Origin of the sequence: Leptospira johnsonii (assembly GCF_003112675.1) — a bacterium.
GTDB lineage: Bacteria > Spirochaetota > Leptospiria > Leptospirales > Leptospiraceae > Leptospira_B > Leptospira_B johnsonii.
In genome coordinates this window covers 340,826-356,756 of the sequence record NZ_BFAY01000011.1, presented here as the reverse complement: position 1 = coordinate 356,756, position 15,931 = coordinate 340,826, and the positions used below count along the sequence as shown (strand labels likewise).

31 protein-coding genes are annotated in these 15,931 nt (G+C 44.1%); all 31 read left to right on the top strand.

The annotated features are described in order from the left end of the window. The first annotated feature begins 27 nt into the window (after positions 1–27). The 31 genes from tuf to rplQ all read left to right on the top strand — a co-directional run bounded on the left by tuf (position 28) and on the right by rplQ (position 15,836). The gene (gene tuf, locus LPTSP_RS10545; RefSeq protein ID WP_108928730.1) at positions 28–1,233 is read left to right on the top strand and encodes an elongation factor Tu; all 1,206 of its coding nucleotides are present in this window, start codon (positions 28–30) and stop codon (positions 1,231–1,233) included. Positions 1,234–1,243: 10 nt separating this feature from the next. Continuing rightward, a complete protein-coding gene (gene rpsJ / locus LPTSP_RS10540) occupies positions 1,244–1,552 on the top strand; it encodes a 30S ribosomal protein S10 (RefSeq protein WP_008593919.1) in 309 nt (102 codons plus the stop codon). An 11-nt stretch (positions 1,553–1,563) separates the two neighbouring features. Beyond that, positions 1,564–2,184, top strand: a complete 621-nt coding sequence (rplC, locus tag LPTSP_RS10535) for a 50S ribosomal protein L3 (RefSeq protein ID WP_108928729.1) — start codon at positions 1,564–1,566, stop codon at positions 2,182–2,184. Between the two features lie 15 nt (positions 2,185–2,199). Continuing rightward, positions 2,200–2,835 carry a 50S ribosomal protein L4 gene (gene rplD, locus LPTSP_RS10530; RefSeq protein WP_108928728.1) on the top strand — a complete coding sequence of 212 codons (636 nt, stop codon included), beginning with the start codon at positions 2,200–2,202 and terminating at the stop codon, positions 2,833–2,835. Further along, the gene (locus LPTSP_RS10525) at positions 2,832–3,140 is read left to right on the top strand and encodes a 50S ribosomal protein L23 (RefSeq protein WP_020770424.1); all 309 of its coding nucleotides are present in this window, start codon (positions 2,832–2,834) and stop codon (positions 3,138–3,140) included. The genes rplD and LPTSP_RS10525 overlap by 4 nt, the downstream gene beginning before the upstream one ends. A 3-nt stretch (positions 3,141–3,143) precedes the next feature. Beyond that, entirely contained in the window at positions 3,144–3,983 is an 840-nt protein-coding gene (gene rplB, locus LPTSP_RS10520) for a 50S ribosomal protein L2 (RefSeq protein WP_108928727.1), read from the top strand. A 2-nt stretch (positions 3,984–3,985) separates the two neighbouring features. Further along, positions 3,986–4,267, top strand: coding sequence for a 30S ribosomal protein S19 (gene rpsS / locus LPTSP_RS10515; protein ID WP_024863921.1), 282 nt, complete (start codon positions 3,986–3,988; stop codon positions 4,265–4,267). Continuing rightward, complete coding sequence (gene rplV, locus LPTSP_RS10510; RefSeq protein ID WP_008593579.1) at positions 4,267–4,599, top strand: 50S ribosomal protein L22; 333 nt, start codon at positions 4,267–4,269, stop codon at positions 4,597–4,599. Before rpsS ends, rplV begins: the two co-directional genes overlap by 1 nt. A gap of 11 nt (positions 4,600–4,610) precedes the next feature. Further along, positions 4,611–5,288: a 30S ribosomal protein S3 gene (gene rpsC / locus LPTSP_RS10505; RefSeq protein ID WP_108928726.1), complete on the top strand. Its 678-nt coding sequence runs from the start codon at positions 4,611–4,613 to the stop codon at positions 5,286–5,288. A gap of 30 nt (positions 5,289–5,318) precedes the next feature. Then, a complete protein-coding gene (gene rplP, locus LPTSP_RS10500) occupies positions 5,319–5,732 on the top strand; it encodes a 50S ribosomal protein L16 (protein WP_008593851.1) in 414 nt (137 codons plus the stop codon). Further along, positions 5,729–6,031, top strand: a complete 303-nt coding sequence (gene rpmC / locus LPTSP_RS10495; RefSeq protein ID WP_108928725.1) for a 50S ribosomal protein L29 — start codon at positions 5,729–5,731, stop codon at positions 6,029–6,031. The genes rplP and rpmC overlap by 4 nt, the downstream gene beginning before the upstream one ends. A 2-nt stretch (positions 6,032–6,033) precedes the next feature. After that, entirely contained in the window at positions 6,034–6,303 is a 270-nt protein-coding gene (rpsQ, locus tag LPTSP_RS10490) for a 30S ribosomal protein S17 (protein ID WP_108928724.1), read from the top strand. 1 nt (position 6,304) lies between these two features. After that, a complete protein-coding gene (gene rplN, locus LPTSP_RS10485) occupies positions 6,305–6,697 on the top strand; it encodes a 50S ribosomal protein L14 (protein ID WP_008596038.1) in 393 nt (130 codons plus the stop codon). Next, the gene (rplX, locus tag LPTSP_RS10480) at positions 6,697–7,050 is read left to right on the top strand and encodes a 50S ribosomal protein L24 (protein ID WP_108928723.1); all 354 of its coding nucleotides are present in this window, start codon (positions 6,697–6,699) and stop codon (positions 7,048–7,050) included. Before rplN ends, rplX begins: the two co-directional genes overlap by 1 nt. 3 nt (positions 7,051–7,053) lie before the next feature. Continuing rightward, positions 7,054–7,605: a 50S ribosomal protein L5 gene (rplE, locus tag LPTSP_RS10475; protein WP_008594895.1), complete on the top strand. Its 552-nt coding sequence runs from the start codon at positions 7,054–7,056 to the stop codon at positions 7,603–7,605. Positions 7,606–7,618: 13 nt separating this feature from the next. Continuing rightward, positions 7,619–7,804 carry a type Z 30S ribosomal protein S14 gene (locus LPTSP_RS10470; protein ID WP_010513640.1) on the top strand — a complete coding sequence of 62 codons (186 nt, stop codon included), beginning with the start codon at positions 7,619–7,621 and terminating at the stop codon, positions 7,802–7,804. Positions 7,805–7,823: 19 nt separating this feature from the next. Then, on the top strand, positions 7,824–8,222 hold the full coding sequence (rpsH, locus tag LPTSP_RS10465) for a 30S ribosomal protein S8 (RefSeq protein WP_100769638.1): 399 nt from the start codon (positions 7,824–7,826) through the stop codon (positions 8,220–8,222). A gap of 30 nt (positions 8,223–8,252) precedes the next feature. Beyond that, the gene (gene rplF / locus LPTSP_RS10460) at positions 8,253–8,792 is read left to right on the top strand and encodes a 50S ribosomal protein L6 (protein WP_108928722.1); all 540 of its coding nucleotides are present in this window, start codon (positions 8,253–8,255) and stop codon (positions 8,790–8,792) included. A gap of 4 nt (positions 8,793–8,796) precedes the next feature. Then, positions 8,797–9,159 (top strand): 50S ribosomal protein L18, encoded by a 363-nt coding sequence (gene rplR, locus LPTSP_RS10455; RefSeq protein WP_100769640.1) that lies wholly within the window; start codon positions 8,797–8,799, stop codon positions 9,157–9,159. A gap of 2 nt (positions 9,160–9,161) precedes the next feature. Next, positions 9,162–9,677 carry a 30S ribosomal protein S5 gene (gene rpsE, locus LPTSP_RS10450; RefSeq protein WP_020770439.1) on the top strand — a complete coding sequence of 172 codons (516 nt, stop codon included), beginning with the start codon at positions 9,162–9,164 and terminating at the stop codon, positions 9,675–9,677. Between the two features lie 5 nt (positions 9,678–9,682). Further along, positions 9,683–9,862: a 50S ribosomal protein L30 gene (rpmD, locus tag LPTSP_RS10445; protein WP_008594182.1), complete on the top strand. Its 180-nt coding sequence runs from the start codon at positions 9,683–9,685 to the stop codon at positions 9,860–9,862. Positions 9,863–9,875: 13 nt separating this feature from the next. Further along, positions 9,876–10,400, top strand: a complete 525-nt coding sequence (gene rplO, locus LPTSP_RS10440) for a 50S ribosomal protein L15 (protein WP_108928721.1) — start codon at positions 9,876–9,878, stop codon at positions 10,398–10,400. 128 nt (positions 10,401–10,528) lie between these two features. Continuing rightward, the gene (gene secY / locus LPTSP_RS10435; RefSeq protein WP_108928720.1) at positions 10,529–11,911 is read left to right on the top strand and encodes a preprotein translocase subunit SecY; all 1,383 of its coding nucleotides are present in this window, start codon (positions 10,529–10,531) and stop codon (positions 11,909–11,911) included. A 4-nt stretch (positions 11,912–11,915) separates the two neighbouring features. Then, complete coding sequence (locus LPTSP_RS10430; protein ID WP_108928719.1) at positions 11,916–12,479, top strand: adenylate kinase; 564 nt, start codon at positions 11,916–11,918, stop codon at positions 12,477–12,479. 1 nt (position 12,480) lies between these two features. Further along, positions 12,481–12,699, top strand: coding sequence for a translation initiation factor IF-1 (infA, locus tag LPTSP_RS10425; protein ID WP_008595303.1), 219 nt, complete (start codon positions 12,481–12,483; stop codon positions 12,697–12,699). 9 nt (positions 12,700–12,708) lie between these two features. Beyond that, positions 12,709–12,822 carry a 50S ribosomal protein L36 gene (rpmJ, locus tag LPTSP_RS10420; RefSeq protein WP_008594142.1) on the top strand — a complete coding sequence of 38 codons (114 nt, stop codon included), beginning with the start codon at positions 12,709–12,711 and terminating at the stop codon, positions 12,820–12,822. A 2-nt stretch (positions 12,823–12,824) separates the two neighbouring features. Further along, complete coding sequence (gene rpsM, locus LPTSP_RS10415; RefSeq protein ID WP_100769642.1) at positions 12,825–13,202, top strand: 30S ribosomal protein S13; 378 nt, start codon at positions 12,825–12,827, stop codon at positions 13,200–13,202. Between the two features lie 2 nt (positions 13,203–13,204). Further along, a complete protein-coding gene (gene rpsK / locus LPTSP_RS10410) occupies positions 13,205–13,612 on the top strand; it encodes a 30S ribosomal protein S11 (RefSeq protein WP_016547062.1) in 408 nt (135 codons plus the stop codon). 12 nt (positions 13,613–13,624) lie between these two features. Then, a complete protein-coding gene (gene rpsD / locus LPTSP_RS10405; RefSeq protein WP_008595182.1) occupies positions 13,625–14,248 on the top strand; it encodes a 30S ribosomal protein S4 in 624 nt (207 codons plus the stop codon). A 21-nt stretch (positions 14,249–14,269) separates the two neighbouring features. Next, positions 14,270–15,247, top strand: coding sequence for a DNA-directed RNA polymerase subunit alpha (locus LPTSP_RS10400; RefSeq protein ID WP_008593478.1), 978 nt, complete (start codon positions 14,270–14,272; stop codon positions 15,245–15,247). Position 15,248: 1 nt separating this feature from the next. Then, on the top strand, positions 15,249–15,836 hold the full coding sequence (gene rplQ / locus LPTSP_RS10395) for a 50S ribosomal protein L17 (protein WP_108928718.1): 588 nt from the start codon (positions 15,249–15,251) through the stop codon (positions 15,834–15,836). Positions 15,837–15,931: the final 95 nt, after the last annotated feature.

Here is a 15,931-nt window from a genome sequence, read left to right as displayed (position 1 = left end):
TTAATAAAGTAAGGAGTTAAAAACGCTATGGCTAAGGAGAAATTCGACAGGTCCAAACCACACTTAAACGTTGGTACTATTGGACACGTTGACCATGGAAAAACCACGCTAACGGCAGCAATCACCACTACGCTTGCAAAAGTATTGGGTGGAAAAAACAAAGCCGTAGCTTACGACCAAATTGATAACGCGCCTGAAGAAAAGGCTCGTGGGATCACCATCGCAACTTCTCACCAAGAGTATGAGACTGCGAACCGTCACTATGCACACGTAGACTGCCCAGGTCACGCTGACTATGTTAAAAACATGATCACCGGTGCTGCTCAGATGGACGCTGCGATCCTAGTTGTTTCTGCAACTGATGGACCAATGCCTCAAACGAAAGAGCATATCCTGCTCGCTCGTCAGGTTGGTGTTCCTTACATCATCGTATTCATCAACAAAGCGGACATGCTTGCTGCGGACGAACGCGAAGAGATGATCCAAATGGTTGAGATGGACGTTCGCGACCTTCTTAACAAATACAGCTTCCCAGGCGACGATACCCCTATCGTTCACGGTTCTGCACTTAAAGCTCTTGAGGGCGATGAGTCTGAATTAGGAACTCAAGCTATCGTTAAGCTAATGGAAGCTCTGGACACTTACGTTCCAAATCCTAAGCGTATCGTTGACAAACCTTTCCTAATGCCAGTAGAGGACGTATTCTCTATCACTGGTCGTGGAACTGTTGCAACCGGAAGAGTAGAACAAGGAACTTTGAAAATCAACGACGAAGTTGAAATCGTTGGTATTCGTCCTACTACTAAAACCGTTGTTACCGGTATCGAAATGTTCCGTAAACTTTTAGATTCCGCAGAAGCTGGAGACAATATCGGCGCTCTTCTTCGTGGAACCAAAAAAGAAGACATCGAGAGAGGACAGGTTCTTGCTAAGCCAGGATCAATCACTCCTCACAAAAAATTCAACGCGGAAGTTTACGTTCTTACTAAGGACGAAGGTGGACGTCACACTCCATTCTTCAATAACTACCGTCCACAGTTCTATTTCAGAACTACCGACATCACTGGCGTTTGTAACCTGCCTAACGGTATGGAAATGGTAATGCCTGGTGACAACGTTACGATGAGCATCGAGTTGATTCACCCGATCGCTATGGACAAAGGTCTTAAATTCGCGATTCGCGAAGGTGGAAAGACTATCGGTTCTGGCGTAGTGGCTGAGATCACCGAGTAAGAGAAAGGGAATGGCTGGCCAAAAGATCAGAGTAAAGCTTAAAGCTTTCGATCATAAGTTGATCGACCAATCAACTTACGAGATCGTTGCGACTGCCAAAAGGACCGGAGCTACTGTCTCCGGTCCGATTCCTCTTCCAACGAAGAAGGAAATATACACAGTCCTCCGTTCTCCACACGTAAATAAAAAATCAAGAGAGCAGTTTGAGATGAAAACTCACAAAAGGCTCATCGACATTCTGGACACCAACGAAGACACAGTTGAAGCTTTAATGAAGCTACAACTCCCTGCAGGTGTTTCAGTGGATATTAAATCCTAAGGGAAGAAGAAATGGCAAAGGGATTAATCGGTAAAAAGATAGGGATGTCCCAAATCTTCGACGAGCAAGGAAACATTATTCCTGTAACCGTCTTAGAGGTAGGTCCCTGCGCAGTTTCCCAAGTCAAGTCCGCAGCTACGGACGGTTACGACGCGATTCAATTAGCTTATCAGGATGATAAAGAAAAACACCTGACCAAAAGCGAGATAAAGCATTTGGCAAAAGCTGGACTAACTCCTAAGAGAGTGTTGAAGGAATTCCGGAATTTTGGCGAAGAGCCAGCTGCCGGAGCTGAGATAAAAGCACAAGACGTGTTTGCGGTTTCAGATACTGTAAAAGTTACAGGAACAAGCAAAGGTAAAGGTTTCCAAGGTGTTATCAAAAGATACGGACACCATGGTGGACCAGGCGCTCACGGTTCTCGTTTTCATAGACACCCAGGATCCATGGGATCCAACACCACTCCAGGAAGAGTATTCAAAGGTCGTAAATTACCGGGCCGTATGGGTTTTGATACAAAAACTGTATTGAACCTGAAAGTGGTTCGTATTCACGAAGCAGAAAATTTGGTTTTTGTAAGCGGATCCGTTCCGGGACCTGCAAACTCCATCATCACTATTGAGAAGATATAAAGACCGCGGTTAGTCATGAAAGCACAGAAGTACTCAAAAGAAGGAAAACTGCTCTCGGAAATCGAACTTCCTGCAGCGTTGTTCGAATCCAAATATAGCAGTGGCGCGATTTACGACGCCATCAAAGCGGAGAATGCTAACCTCCGTTCCGGGAATCATCATACCAAAACCCGCTCGGAAGTTTCCGGGGGTGGTAAAAAGCCTTGGTCCCAAAAGGGAACTGGTAGAGCTCGTCAAGGTTCTATCCGTGCTCCTCAGTGGGTGGGCGGTGGTACTGTTCACGGACCTCGCAAAAGAGATTATTCTTATAACGTTTCTCCAAAAGTGAAACGCAGAGCGGTTCTTTCCGTTTTGAATAAGAAGGCTCAAGACGCGGTCATTAAAGTAGTAGAAGATCTGGATCCTAAAGAATTCAGCACTAAAGCATTCGCTACCTTATTCAGCAATATCGGATTAAAGAATACCGGAGTGATTGGATTCGTAGTAGGTGGAGAGAACGACTTCCTTAAAAAGTCAGTTCGCAATATCCCTACTGTGAAATACATAAACTCCAAACGTATCGCGGTTCGAGACATTCTATATAATAGAAATCTTGTGATCACCGAAGCTGCTTTGGGAGAAATTCTCAAACATTACGGAGAAGGAAAATGAATCTTAACGAAGTGATCTTATCTCCGATCATCACCGAAAAGTCCCAGGATCTGGAGACTATCGGTGAAAAAGCCGGTAAAAGAACCGTAAAATACACCGTGGAAATCCATCCTAGAGCGAACAAAACTCTGGTGAAGGAAGCATTCCGCAAAATTTACAACGTAGTACCTTCTGCAGTAAACATTCAAGTGTATCGCGGAAAAGTAAAAAGATTCCGTCATCTACCCGCTCCAAAAGCTCATTGGAAAAAAGCAATCGTGACTTTCCAAGACGGAGCGAGCATCGACTTCGGAAAGGAAGCATAAGAAATGGGAATTAAAAAGTTTAAACCCGTTACTTCCGCCAGCCGTTTTAAATCGGTATTAACCTTTGAGGAAATCACCGAGTCTGAACCGTATCGCCCTTTAACGATCAGCTTAAATTATAAAGCAGGTCGCGGAGAAGGCGGTAAAATTGCGGTTCGCAGAAAAGGCGGAAGAGTAAAACGCAAATATCGTATCATCGACTTCAAACGTCGTAAAACCGGGATTCCAGCTACTGTAAAAACAGTAGAATACGATCCATATCGTTCTGCTTTCATCTCTCTTGTCAGCTATTCTGACGGAGAATACGCGTACATCCTGAACGCAGAAGGATTGAAAGTTGGAGATAAAGTTTCTTCCGGAGAAGGCGTAGAGATTAAGATCGGAAACGCACTTCCACTCGGAAAAATCCCTCCAGGCACTAACGTGCATAACGTGGAATTGAAGATCGGAAGAGGCGGGCAGATCGCAAGAACTGCAGGTTCCTTCGCTACTATTGCAGGTAGAGATGGAGAATACATCCTTCTGAAACTTCCAAGTTCCGAGGTTCGTAAGGTTCACGAGAACTGCTACGCAACTGTAGGAGTTTGCAGCAATAGAGATCATAACCTTGTTTCCATCGGTAAAGCCGGTAGAAACAGATGGTTGGGAAAACGTCCTAAGGTCAGAGGGGTCGTAATGAACCCGGTTGATCACCCACATGGTGGTGGAGAAGGACGTACTTCCGGAGGACGTCACCCAGTGACTCCTTGGGGTATTCCAACCAAAGGATACAAAACTCGTCGTAGGGCTAAACCATCTGACAAGTTCATTATCCAGAAGAGAAAGGGAAATAGGAGCAGGTAATCATCATGAGATCTTCTAAAAAAGGTCCGTTCATCGACAGTCACCTCATGAGCAAGGTGATCAAGCTGAACTCTGAAAACCAAAAGAAACCGTTTAAAACCTGGTCTCGTAGAAGTACGATTTTCCCGGACATGATCGGTCACACAATCATGGTTCATAACGGAAACAAATTTATCCCTGTTTTCATCAATGATAACATGGTAGGACACAAGTTAGGAGAATTCGCTCCTACTCGTACTTATCGTGGTCATGGAAACACCGATAAAAAGGCGGCTAAGAAATAATGGAAGCCGTAGCAATCGCAAGATTTGTCAGAATGTCCCCTCGTAAACTTCGTCTTGTTGCGGATGAGATCCGAGGCTACGAAGTTGCGGAAGCTCTGGATATTCTGAAATATACAAACAAGAGAGCTATCGAGCCTATCTTCAAACTTATCAAATCCGCTTCTGCAAACGCAGTCGTGAAAAGTGATAACGCTGATCCAGGTAAGATGTTCATTAAAAAGATCCTAGTGGACGAAGGCCCAATCCTAAAACGCTTCCGTCCTCGCGCTCGCGGTAGAGCAGCAAGGATCCGTAAGAGAACCAGCCACGTTACAGTGGTAATCTCGGATTAATAGGGGAAATCATGGGACAGAAAGTTAACCCAATCGGACTTCGTATCGGAATTACCCGCGGATGGGATTCCATCTGGTTCTCTCAGCAGGACTACAGAAAGAACCTGCACGAAGATATTAGAATTCGTAGATTTATCCAAGGCCGTTTCAAAGAAGCAGGCGTTGTAAAAGTTGTAGTGGAGCGTTTTCCTGAGAAGATCAACGTAAACCTTCATACTGCTAAGCCAGGTGTGGTAATCGGAAAAAACGGAGCGAATATCGAAGCCGTTAAAAAAGTCCTTAAGACTATGACCGAAAAACCTTTGAACCTCAACATCATCGAGGTCAAAAAACCGGAAACGATCGCACAATGTATCGCTGAGTCTATTGCGATCCAAATCCAAGAGCGTCAGCCGTTCCGTCGCGTGATGAAACAAGAACTTCGTCGTGCGATGAGAGGTGGAGTAGAAGGAATTAAGATCCTTATTTCCGGACGTTTGAATGGAGCGGACATGGCTCGTCGCGAAGGTTATCGTGAAGGAAGAATTCCTCTTCATACACTTAGAGCGAAAATCGATCTAGGATTCCGTGAAGCCAGCACTACTTTCGGACAAATCGGAGTGAAGGTTTGGACTTATACCGGGGACTTCATCAACAGTAAAGAAGAGTCCGAAGAAGATAAATACGCCGTTAAGAGAAGGACCAACTGATCGTCTTTGATGATCCAAAGGTAAAAAACGATGTTATCACCTAAAAGAGTTAAGTTCAGAAAAAGACAAAGGGGCCGCTTGAAAGGAAACGACGAGCGTGGTTCCAAAGTGTCCTTCGGAGAGTTCGGTCTGAAAGCCGTTACTTCCGGACGTTTGACTGCAAGACAGATCGAAGCTGCAAGGATCACTATTAACCGTCAGGTAAAAAGAGGCGGGAAACTTTGGATTAGGATTTTCCCTCATCTACCTATTACTAAAAAACCAGCGGAAACTCGTATGGGTAAAGGTAAAGGTAACCCTGAATTCTGGATCGCAGAGATCAGACCAGGTAGAGTTTTATTTGAAATGAGCGGTATCGATGAAGCTACCGCTAAAAAAGCTTTGGATTTAGCTGCTTATAAACTGCCTGTCCAAACTGAATTTGTGAAGAGGTCTACGCTGTGAAAAAGATCAAACTCGCAGAATTGAAAGACGCAGAAATTTTAGCACAATTGGAAGACGCTCGTAAGATCATTCGTACGGCTCGTTTCCAATATGGAGTGGCTCGTTCTCTGGAGAACCCGAAGGTGATCACTAACGCGAAGAAAAAGATCGCGCGCCTTCTGACCATCCAAAGGAACAGAGAGTTAGCTGCAAAGCCTGGTTCTACTAAAGCCAGACGTTATACAAGAGCGACTCGTAAGACACAAGCTTTAGCAAAATCGAATGCTTCTGCAAAGAAGACAGCTAAAGGAACGAACTGATTATGGAAACTGCAAAGAAGCAAATAAAAAAATCACTTCTGAGCGAAGGTAAAGTCGTGAGCACCGCTATGGATAAAACCCTGGTGATGCTTGTAGAAGCTCGTAAGACTCACCCTAAGTTTAAGAAGATCGTTCGTAGAACCATTAAAATGAAGGTTCATGACGAAAAAAATGAATGCCAAGTAGGAGATAGAATTCTGGCGATTGAAACCAGACCTCTATCCCGTGAAAAGCGTCACCGTTTATTTAAGATCGTAGAAAAGGCAAAGTAAGATGATCCAACAGGAAACCATCCTCCAAGTCGCCGATAACTCCGGAATCAAAAGAGTTATGTGTATTAAAGTCTTAGGAGGCTCTAAGAAACGTTACGCCTCCGTAGGAGACGAGATCATCGTCGCCGTTAAAGACGCACAGCCAGCTTATGGTTTGAAGGATTCCACGGGGAAGAAGGTCCATAACAAGGCCGTCCAACGCGCAGTAGTCGTTAGAACTAAAAAAGAGATCCGTCGTCCGGATGGTTCTTATATTCGTTTCGACGATAACGCAGTCGCAATTATCGACGACAAAGGAAACCCGAAAGGGACCCGTATTTTCGGGCCAGTAGCTCGCGAACTTCGCGATAAAAAATACGCTAAGATCATCTCCCTAGCGCCGGAGGTTTTATAATGTCTAAGCTGACGTATCGGGGATCCGAATATACAAAATTCAAGTCCATTCGCCTGCACAAAGATGACGAAGTAGTAGTCATCGCAGGAAAAGAGAAAGGTAAAAGAGGCAAGATCCTAGTTATCGATAAGAAAAGGGATCGTGTAGTAGTAGAAGGACTGAACAAACGTAAACGTTTCTTAAGACCTACCCAAGAAAACCCTCAAGGTGGCATCGTAGAAGTGGAAGCTCCAATGCATATTTCCAACGTAATGTTCTACGATTCCAAGAAGAAGAAGGGAGTTCGTCTGGGCTACCAAGAGAATAAAGGTAAAAAAGTCCGTGTTTCTAAGCCGGACGGGAAAGAGATCTAAGTCATGGCAGCAGCTAGATTGAGAGATAAATACGGGAAAGAAATCGTTCCCGCTCTACAGAAACAATATAACTTCAAGTCCATCATGCAAGTTCCTCGTTTGGAAAAAATCGTTCTGAACGTGGGAATGGGCGAGGCTCATACCAACCCTAAAGCATTGGAAGCAGCTGTAGAAGAGCTCGCATTGATTACCGGACAACGCCCGGTTAAGACCAAGGCAAAAAAATCCATCGCGGGATTCAAACTCCGTGAGGGTATGAGTCTCGGTACCACAGTTACCTTACGTGGGAACTATATGTATGAGTTTCTGGATCGTTTGGTGAACGTGGCTCTACCAAGGGTACGTGACTTTAAGGGAGTTTCTGAAAAAGGTTTCGACGGACGTGGAAACTATAACTTCAGCATCAAAGAACAAATCATTTTCCCGGAGATCAAAGTAGATAAGATCAACACTCTCTACGGGATGAACCTGACCTTCGTAACGAACACCAAGGTGGACGCAGAAGCTTATAGCCTTCTCGCTGCTTTCGGTATGCCGTTCCGGAACCTGAGATAAGGAGCCCGTAATCATGGCTAAGACCTCTTTAATCGAAAGACATAAGAAAAAAAAGAAATTCAAAGTACGGGTTCACAACCGTTGCCCACTTTGCGGACGCCCTCGCGGTTACCTAAGAAGATTCGACATGTGCAGAATTTGCTTCCGGAAGCTTGCTAGCCAAGCTCAAATCCCGGGAGTAGTTAAGGCATCTTGGTAAGGGAGGAGGATTAATTATAATGAGTTTATCTGATCCAATCGGTGATATGCTGACCCGCATTCGTAACGCTGGTCGTGCGAAACATGAAAGTTGTGTAATTCCAGGAAGCAAGATCAAACGTTCTATCCTGGAACTACTGAAAGAAGAAGGATTTATCAACGGCTATGAGCCGGTGACTAACGGAAGTTTCGAAGATTTCAAAGTTGCTTTGAAATACGATCTTACGAAAAAGCCTGTGATCCGCGAGTTAGTTCGCGTATCTAAGCCTGGTCGTAGGGTTTATATGAAAAGCGAAGAGATTCGCCCGTATAAAAACAATATGGGAACTATGATTCTTTCTACTTCCAAAGGAATTATGACTGGGAAGAAAGCCCGGAAATTACGCGTAGGAGGAGAGGTGATCTGTAAACTATCTTAAGAATAGTTTAGGGAAAACTTATAAAGACCTATGTCCAGGATTGGAAAAGCAGAAATCAAACTTCCTGATAAAGTGGAAGTAAAACAGGACAGCACCGTAATTAAAGTGAAAGGTCCTTTAGGCGAGTTACAAACTCCTATTTTTGCGGGAATCTCTCTGAAAAGCGAGGGTGGAACCGTGAAATTAGAAAGATCCAGCGAAGAGCAAAATGTAGTAGCACTTCATGGATTGACCCGCGCTCTTCTTATGAATAGCGTGAAGGGTGTGACCGCTGGTTGGGAAAAAAACCTGGAGATCACAGGGGTTGGTTATCGTGCTGCTAAGCGCGGTGAAGATCTGGTGATGAACCTTGGATATTCCCACGAGGTTGTTTACAAGGCTCCAAAAGGAATTAAGATCGAAGTCATTGAACAAGTGAAGATCAAAATTACTGGGATCGACAAACAACTAGTCGGACAAGTTGCGGCAGATATCCGTTCTAAGAGACCTCCTGAGCCTTACAAAGGTAAAGGGATCAAGTACAACGACGAATTTATTAAGAGAAAGGCCGGAAAAACCGGTAAGAAGTAAGGCCATGATTAATAAACTGAAAAAAATCGCAGCCAAACGCAGAAGAGCAGAGCGTTCCAGATTTAAACTGAGACAATCCAGCTCTCGCCCTAGATTGGTATTCAATAAATCCAATCGTTATCTTTCCTGCCAGATCGTGGATGACGCTCAAGGTACTACCTTGGTTGCAGCTTCCACACTGGAGGCTACATTTGCTGGAAAAAGCCGCAAAGATGTAGAGGCAGCAAAGGCTTTGGGAAAAGCAATCGGAGAGAGAGCTGCTTCTAAAGGTCTGAAGATAGTCATGCTGGATCGTTCCGGAATGATCTATCACGGAAGAATCGCGGCTTTCGCGGATGCGGCTAGAACCGCAGGTTTGGAGTTCTAATAATGGCATACGAACAAGATCAAGAACAGAAAGAGTTTAACGAGAAGGTCGTAAAGATCGATCGCGTTGCAAAGGTTGTTAAAGGGGGACGTCGTTTCTCCTTCAACGCTCTGACGGTAGTTGGAGATGCAAAAGGTAAAGTTGGGATCGGATTCGGTAAAGCGAACGAGGTTCCGGATGCGATCCGTAAATCTATCGAGTCCGCTAAGAAGAATTTGGTTAAAATCCAATTCAGAGGACATACCATTCCTCACGAAGTGATCGGAAAATTCAAATCGGCAAGAGTGATCCTGAAACCGTCTACTGCGGGAACTGGAATCATCGCCGGAGGATCCGTTCGTTCCGTAGTGGAGAAAGTTGGGATCCAAGATATTCTCAGCAAATCCTGGGGTTCTTCGAATCCAGTAAACATCGTAAAGGCGACTCTGGACGCTCTTCAACAATTGGAGACTCCGGTATTGGCAGCTCGTAAAAGAGGGATCACCCTGGCTCGTCTTTTCGGAAACGACGTAGGATAATAAACATGGAAACCGTAATCGTTACTCAGATCAAAAGTAATATCGGGATTAAGAAAGGTCAGAAGCTAACTCTGGCCGCTTTGGGACTCCGTAAAACCGGACAACAAAGGAAACATACTCTAACTCCGCAGGTGAAAGGAATGATCAATGACGTTCAACACCTGGTCCGAGTCGAAAAGGCGTAATTAGGTAAGAGAAATGAGTAAAGAAAGAATTAAGGCTGCCTTGGCGTTCGGAAAAGAACGTACTGAAAAGGGAGACAAGCCGGCTGGAAACACTATTCCAGTTCCAGCAGGTTCTACTAAGAATAAAAAACGTTTAGGTCGTGGTATCGGTTCCAAAACCGGTAAAACGGGAGGACGTGGTTCTAAAGGACAGTACGCTCGTAATACTGTTCGTAGAGGATTCGAAGGTGGGCAGATGCCTATCCACAGAAGACTCCCTAAGCGCGGGTTTACTTCCATATTTCATAAGGATTTCTTCCCAATCAACCTCAGAGATATAGAGAAAAGCGGGTTGACCGGCAGCATAGATGCCAAAATTATGGTTGAATCGAAGATTCTTGATAATGAGAGCACTCTTTTCAAGATTTTGGGAACCGGTGAGATTACGAAAGCCGTTCATATAGTAGCGGATGGTTTTTCTGCTTCTGCTAAGGCAAAGATAGAGAAAGCAGGCGGTTCCGTAAAACTTCGTTCCGAATTGGCTTCTAAAGAAGCTTAATTTCAGCGTCTGTTTGACGGTTTGGCTGAAACGAATCTTTAATGTTTAAGAAGGGACTCGGGGAAACCTTGGGTCCCTTTTGCCCGAAAGGGTAATGACCAGGAAATAAGGAAAGAGAACAAAGCAATATGCTGACTTCGATCGCAAATATCTTCAAAATTCCAGAGTTGAGAAACAAGGTTTTCTTTACTCTTGGCATGCTCTTACTCTTCCGTCTCGGAACTCATATTACTATTCCTGGTATCGATCCTAAAGTAGTTTCTGCAATCGCTTTGGATGCAAACGCAGCCGAAGGACTTGTAGGAATGTTCGATATGTTCGCGGGAGGAGCTCTTCTGAACTTCTCCATTTTTGCGTTAGGGATCATGCCTTATATTTCTTCTTCCATCATTATGCAGTTAGTGATGGTTCTTGTTCCTTCTTTACAAAAACTCCAAAAAGAAGGAGATGAAGGTCGCAAGAAGATTAGCCAATACACTAAATACGGGACTATTCTGCTTTGCGGAGTTCAGTCTTTGGCAGTGATCCGTTTGGCTCAACGTTGGTCTTATGGAGCGGACAATGCGCCTGCTCTTCACCCAGGTCTGATCCATTCTTCCGTTGAATCTTGGTTCTTCTTTATAGCGTTATTATCCATCACCACCGGAACAGTTCTTTTGATCTGGCTCGGAGAGCAAATCACAGAGAGAGGGATCGGTAACGGGATTTCTCTTTTGATCTTCGCAGGTATTGTAGGACGTCTTCCTGTTTCCGTAGCTCAGTTGTTCCGCGAGAACTTCGTAGACGGACTGAACATTATCATCCTTCTTCTTTTATTCATTCTACTCATCGCATTAACTGTTCTGCTCACCCAAGGTGTCCGTAAGGTTCCTTTGCAGTACGGAAAACAAATGGTGGGAAGAAAAATGGTCCAGGCTAAATCTCAAAGCATTCCTTTCAAAGTGAATGGCGCGAGCGTAATGCCGATCATATTCGCTTCTTCTTTATTACTTTTTCCGCAAACGATTATCCAACAGATCTCCGAGCTTCCTAACTGGGCGGGCTGGGTTTTATTATTGGATTATCTGAACCCATTCTCTCAGACTTGGTATCACGCTGCATTCTACTTCTTCGTGTATATCGCGTTGATCGTATTCTTTGCATATTTCTATACTGCTATCCAATTCAATCCGGGAGAACTTGCGGAGAATCTTCGTAAGTATAACGGATTCATTCCTGGTATTCGCCCAGGTTCTCATACTAAGGAATATATTGAGAAGGTCCTAAATAGGATCACTCTTCCTGGCGCAGTTTTCTTAGCAGGACTTGCATTAGCTCCTTATATCATTATTCGCTTCTTGAATTTAGGAACGAACTCCGGTGGTGGATCCTTGGTTTACACCTTCGGAGGAACTTCTCTACTGATCATGGTAGGGGTGGCTCTGGAAACTCTGAAACAATTAGAGTCCCAATTGCTGATGAGAAACTACGACGGTTTCTTGAAAAAAACTAAGATCAAGGGAAGGTCATAAGAAAATGAATTCTATCATTTTCATGGGCCCTCCGGGTGCAGGTAAAGGTACCCAAGCAAAGATCCTTTGTGATACTTTGGGAATCCCTCAGATCTCTACAGGAGATATTCTGAGAGCTGCCGTTAAGAACGGAACCCAAATGGGATTAGAAGCAAAGAGATACATGGATGCCGGAGATCTAGTTCCGGATTCAGTAGTTATTGGTATTATCAAAGATCGTCTCGTAGAGCCTGATTGCAAAAATGGATTCTTATTGGATGGATTTCCAAGAACCGTAGAGCAAGCGGATGCTTTAGATAAGATCCTAAACTCAGAAGGTTTAAGGATCAAGAGAGCGATCAATTTAGAAGTTCCGGATGACGAACTTCTACAACGTTTATTAAAACGTGCGGAAATTGAAGGTCGCTCCGACGACAACGAAACAACGATCAAGAGTCGATTGGAAACTTATAACAAGAAGACTCTTCCGTTATTGGACTACTATGCTGCAAAAGGAAATCTCTCTCGTGTAAACGGAGTAGGTAACTTGGATACAGTCACAAAACTCATCGAGAAGGAGTTAGCTTAACTTGGCGAAAGAAGATGCAATCACCGTGGACGGTACCGTTTTGGAACCTCTCCCAAACGCTATGTTCCGCGTAGAGCTGGAAAATGGTCATAAAGTCTTGGCTCATATATCCGGCAAAATGAGAATGCATTATATCAGGATCCTTCCAGGCGACAAAGTCACCGTGGAACTTTCTCCTTACGATTTGACCAAGGGTAGAATTACCTACCGCAAAAAATAGGAACACGTTATGAAAGTAAGAACTTCCGTAAAAAAAATCTGCACTAGCTGCAAAGTTATCAGAAGAAAAGGTGTGATCAGAGTGATTTGCACCAACCCTAAACACAAGCAAAGGCAAGCATAATCATGGCTCGTATCGCAGGTATCGATCTTCCAAGAGAAAAAAGAATCGTTGTTGGTCTGACGTATATTTACGGAATCGGCCGATCCACTTCTCGCAAACTTCTCGCTAAGGCAGGAGTAGACGAGGCAATCAGAGTGAAGGATCTAACCGACACTCAAGAGGCTGCTCTCAGGAAAGCGATCGAAGAAAGTATCAAGGTAGAAGGTGATCTTCGTTCCGAAAATCAACTCAATATCAAAAGATTGATGGATATCGGATGTTATAGAGGCCTGCGTCACAGAAGAGGTCTTCCTGTTCGTGGTCAAAGAACCAGAACGAATGCCCGTACTCGTAAGGGTGTGAAGAAGACCGTTGCCAATAAGAAGAAGGTAACTAAGTAATCATGGCTGAAGATAAAAAAGGCAAAAAAGAGAAAAAGGTTAAGAAGAAGGAGAAAAAGGTCGTTCCTCGCGGAAAGGTCTATATCACCGCTTCTTTTAACAATACCATCATCACCATCACCGACTTGGCAGGAAACACTCTGGCATGGTCTACCGCTGGTGCTATGGGTTTCCGTGGATCCAAAAAATCTACTCCGTATGCGGCTCAGATCGCAGCGGGGAATGCTGCCGAGAAGGCGATCGATTCTACCGGTTTAGCCGAAGTAGATGTTCTGGTTTCCGGTCCAGGTATCGGACGTGAATCAGCGATCCGTTCCTTAGTCGCTAGAGGACTTTCTATTAAAATGATCAAAGACGTTACACCTTTACCGCATAACGGTTGTCGTCCCCGTAAGAGAAGAAGGGTTTAAGGTAGGAATAATATGGCAAGATATAGAGGACCTGTCGTTAAACTAATGAGGAGAGAAGGTGTTAACCTTTACCTCAAATCCAGTTTTACTTTTAATAGAGATAAGTTCCACAAAAAGGGACCTCCTGGTATGCAACCTAAAAGGAAACCAAAAGTTTCCGAGTATGGTTCTCAGCTTCGTGAAAAACAGAAGTTGAAAAGAGCTTACGGACTTTTAGAAAAACAGTTCCGTAGCCTTTACGAAGAAGCGTCTCACGCTCACGGTGTAACCGGTGAAATTCTTCTTCAACTTTTAGAAAGAAGATTAGATAACGTTGTATATCGTTTAGGTTTCGCAGTGACTAGACGTCAGGCGAGAAACTTTATCGCTCATAACCATATTCTGGTGAACGGCGAGAAAGTTGATATTCCGTCTTTCCGTTTGAAAGTAGGCGATAAGATCGAGATCAAACCTAAATTCAGAACTTCTGGTTTTATTACCCAGAATATCCAACTGGCTCAGTCTCTGAATAATATTCCTTCTTGGGTGTCTTCCGATTTCATTCAGTTCTCGGGAGAAATTCTGTCTTTACCGGAACGTCATCATATCGACATTCCAGTGAAAGAACAGGTGATCGTGGAGTTGTACTCCAAGTAATTTATTGGGAAGGGTTTCCAAGTGTCTCTAAAAAGTTTACTCAAAGGATTTAAACGTCCCAAAAAGATCGAATTTACTACGGAAGCGAATACTCCGAACTACGGAAAATTCGTAGCGGAACCTTTCGAGCGCGGTTTTGCGACCACGATCGGAAACTCTCTTCGTAGAACTCTCATGTCTTCCATCGAGGGCGCGGCAATTTCCGCTCTTCGTATCGAAGGAGTGAACCACGAGTTCTCTTATATCGAAGGAGTCGCTGAAGACGTTACTCGTATCATCCTAAACCTCAAACAAGTTCGTATCAAATACGAGCCTGAGGACAAGGACCAAAGCAAAGTTATCCATTTGGAATTGAAAGGTGCTGGATATTTCAGAGCTGGAGACCTGGCTGTGGATTCCTCCATCGAGATCATGAACCCGGATCTACATATCGCTACTTTAAATGAAGATGCGAACCTTGTATTGGATCTGGAAATCCAAAGAGGAAGAGGATACGTTCCTGCAGAAGATAAGAAAAAGGATATCGAAGTTCTTGGAACTATCCCTATCGACTCTATCTTCTCTCCAGTTCAAAAAGTAATTTTCGAGATTTCAGAGACCCGTGTGGCTCAGAGATCCGATTACGAAAAACTGACTCTGGAAGTTTGGACGGACGGATCCATTTCTCCTGAGGATGCAGTCGCTCAAGCGGCAAAAATCCTAAAGGAACACCTGACGGTATTCATCAACTTCGAAGAAGAATTAGAGGAAGAAGAAGACGAGTTAGACGAAGCGGACGAGAAGTTGAAAGCTTCCCTTTCCAAACACGTAGAAGAACTCGAACTTTCTGTACGTTCCTTGAACGTTCTTCGTAGTCTGGAAATCGACTTCGTTGGAGATCTAGTAAAAAGATCCGAAGAAGAGATGTCCAAATCTAAACATTATAGCGAGCAAGGCCTCGCAGAGCTGAAGTCCAAACTTGCCGGTTTGGGACTTTCGTTCGGAATGAGAGATTTCTAATATGAACAAAAGAAATAAAGTAAAACATCTCAACCGCGAGAAAGGTCATAGAGACGCTCTGATCAATAACATGATCACCAGTCTTTTCAAATACGAGAGAATCGAATCCACTCAAGCAAAACTGAAAGTGGTTCGTTCTCACGCAGAGAAGATCATCACCAGAGCGAAAAGAAATCTAGCGACTGATATCGCTCCTGCGGTTGCACTTCACAACAAACGTGAAGTTCTAAAAAGAATAAAGGACCGTAATATCGTTACGAAACTTTTCGAAGATATCGCAGTTCGTTATGCAAGCACTAACGGCGGATACACTAGGATCCTGAAAATGATCAATAGAGCTTCAGACAATTCCGAAGTAGGAATTTTAGAACTCACTAACAGAAAGGATCGCTCCTCCCTTATCAAAGAGATCAAAGATAAGAGAGAAGCTATTTCCGAGACTAAAAAAGAGAAAGCGGCAGCTCCTGCTCCGGCTAAAAAGGAAAAAGCTCCTAAAAAAGAAGCTGCTCCTAAAGCTAAACTGGTTAAGAAGCTTGCAGCTCCGAAAAAAGCGGTTAAGAAAGCCGCTCCTAAGAAGAAGAAAAAATAATATATATAATCCCCGAAGAGATGGGATATGTGGGCCCCGGTGTTGGAAACAGCATCGGGGTTTTTTATTTTTGCGGGGAGAGCGTGGAAGGTGCC

What these genes read in the sequence shown, in the direction of transcription:
- rpmJ (WP_008594142.1), top strand. Translation starts at nt 12,709, where the DNA reads ATGAAAGTAAGAACTTCCGTAAAAAAAATCTGCACTAGCTGCAAAGTT.
- rpsJ (WP_008593919.1), top strand. Translation starts at nt 1,244, where the DNA reads ATGGCTGGCCAAAAGATCAGAGTAAAGCTTAAAGCTTTCGATCATAAG.
- rplF (WP_108928722.1), top strand. Translation starts at nt 8,253, where the DNA reads ATGTCCAGGATTGGAAAAGCAGAAATCAAACTTCCTGATAAAGTGGAA.
- rpmD (WP_008594182.1), top strand. Translation starts at nt 9,683, where the DNA reads ATGGAAACCGTAATCGTTACTCAGATCAAAAGTAATATCGGGATTAAG.
- rplO (WP_108928721.1), top strand. Translation starts at nt 9,876, where the DNA reads ATGAGTAAAGAAAGAATTAAGGCTGCCTTGGCGTTCGGAAAAGAACGT.
- rplD (WP_108928728.1), top strand. Translation starts at nt 2,200, where the DNA reads ATGAAAGCACAGAAGTACTCAAAAGAAGGAAAACTGCTCTCGGAAATC.
- rplE (WP_008594895.1), top strand. Translation starts at nt 7,054, where the DNA reads ATGGCAGCAGCTAGATTGAGAGATAAATACGGGAAAGAAATCGTTCCC.
- rplR (WP_100769640.1), top strand. Translation starts at nt 8,797, where the DNA reads ATGATTAATAAACTGAAAAAAATCGCAGCCAAACGCAGAAGAGCAGAG.
- LPTSP_RS10470 (WP_010513640.1), top strand. Translation starts at nt 7,619, where the DNA reads ATGGCTAAGACCTCTTTAATCGAAAGACATAAGAAAAAAAAGAAATTC.
- rplP (WP_008593851.1), top strand. Translation starts at nt 5,319, where the DNA reads ATGTTATCACCTAAAAGAGTTAAGTTCAGAAAAAGACAAAGGGGCCGC.
- rpsC (WP_108928726.1), top strand. Translation starts at nt 4,611, where the DNA reads ATGGGACAGAAAGTTAACCCAATCGGACTTCGTATCGGAATTACCCGC.
- rplC (WP_108928729.1), top strand. Translation starts at nt 1,564, where the DNA reads ATGGCAAAGGGATTAATCGGTAAAAAGATAGGGATGTCCCAAATCTTC.
- tuf (WP_108928730.1), top strand. Translation starts at nt 28, where the DNA reads ATGGCTAAGGAGAAATTCGACAGGTCCAAACCACACTTAAACGTTGGT.
- LPTSP_RS10430 (WP_108928719.1), top strand. Translation starts at nt 11,916, where the DNA reads ATGAATTCTATCATTTTCATGGGCCCTCCGGGTGCAGGTAAAGGTACC.
- rpsQ (WP_108928724.1), top strand. Translation starts at nt 6,034, where the DNA reads ATGGAAACTGCAAAGAAGCAAATAAAAAAATCACTTCTGAGCGAAGGT.
- rpsM (WP_100769642.1), top strand. Translation starts at nt 12,825, where the DNA reads ATGGCTCGTATCGCAGGTATCGATCTTCCAAGAGAAAAAAGAATCGTT.
- rplV (WP_008593579.1), top strand. Translation starts at nt 4,267, where the DNA reads ATGGAAGCCGTAGCAATCGCAAGATTTGTCAGAATGTCCCCTCGTAAA.
- rplN (WP_008596038.1), top strand. Translation starts at nt 6,305, where the DNA reads ATGATCCAACAGGAAACCATCCTCCAAGTCGCCGATAACTCCGGAATC.
- secY (WP_108928720.1), top strand. Translation starts at nt 10,529, where the DNA reads ATGCTGACTTCGATCGCAAATATCTTCAAAATTCCAGAGTTGAGAAAC.
- rplX (WP_108928723.1), top strand. Translation starts at nt 6,697, where the DNA reads ATGTCTAAGCTGACGTATCGGGGATCCGAATATACAAAATTCAAGTCC.
- rpsK (WP_016547062.1), top strand. Translation starts at nt 13,205, where the DNA reads ATGGCTGAAGATAAAAAAGGCAAAAAAGAGAAAAAGGTTAAGAAGAAG.
- rpsD (WP_008595182.1), top strand. Translation starts at nt 13,625, where the DNA reads ATGGCAAGATATAGAGGACCTGTCGTTAAACTAATGAGGAGAGAAGGT.
- rplB (WP_108928727.1), top strand. Translation starts at nt 3,144, where the DNA reads ATGGGAATTAAAAAGTTTAAACCCGTTACTTCCGCCAGCCGTTTTAAA.
- rpsE (WP_020770439.1), top strand. Translation starts at nt 9,162, where the DNA reads ATGGCATACGAACAAGATCAAGAACAGAAAGAGTTTAACGAGAAGGTC.
- LPTSP_RS10525 (WP_020770424.1), top strand. Translation starts at nt 2,832, where the DNA reads ATGAATCTTAACGAAGTGATCTTATCTCCGATCATCACCGAAAAGTCC.
- rplQ (WP_108928718.1), top strand. Translation starts at nt 15,249, where the DNA reads ATGAACAAAAGAAATAAAGTAAAACATCTCAACCGCGAGAAAGGTCAT.
- rpsH (WP_100769638.1), top strand. Translation starts at nt 7,824, where the DNA reads ATGAGTTTATCTGATCCAATCGGTGATATGCTGACCCGCATTCGTAAC.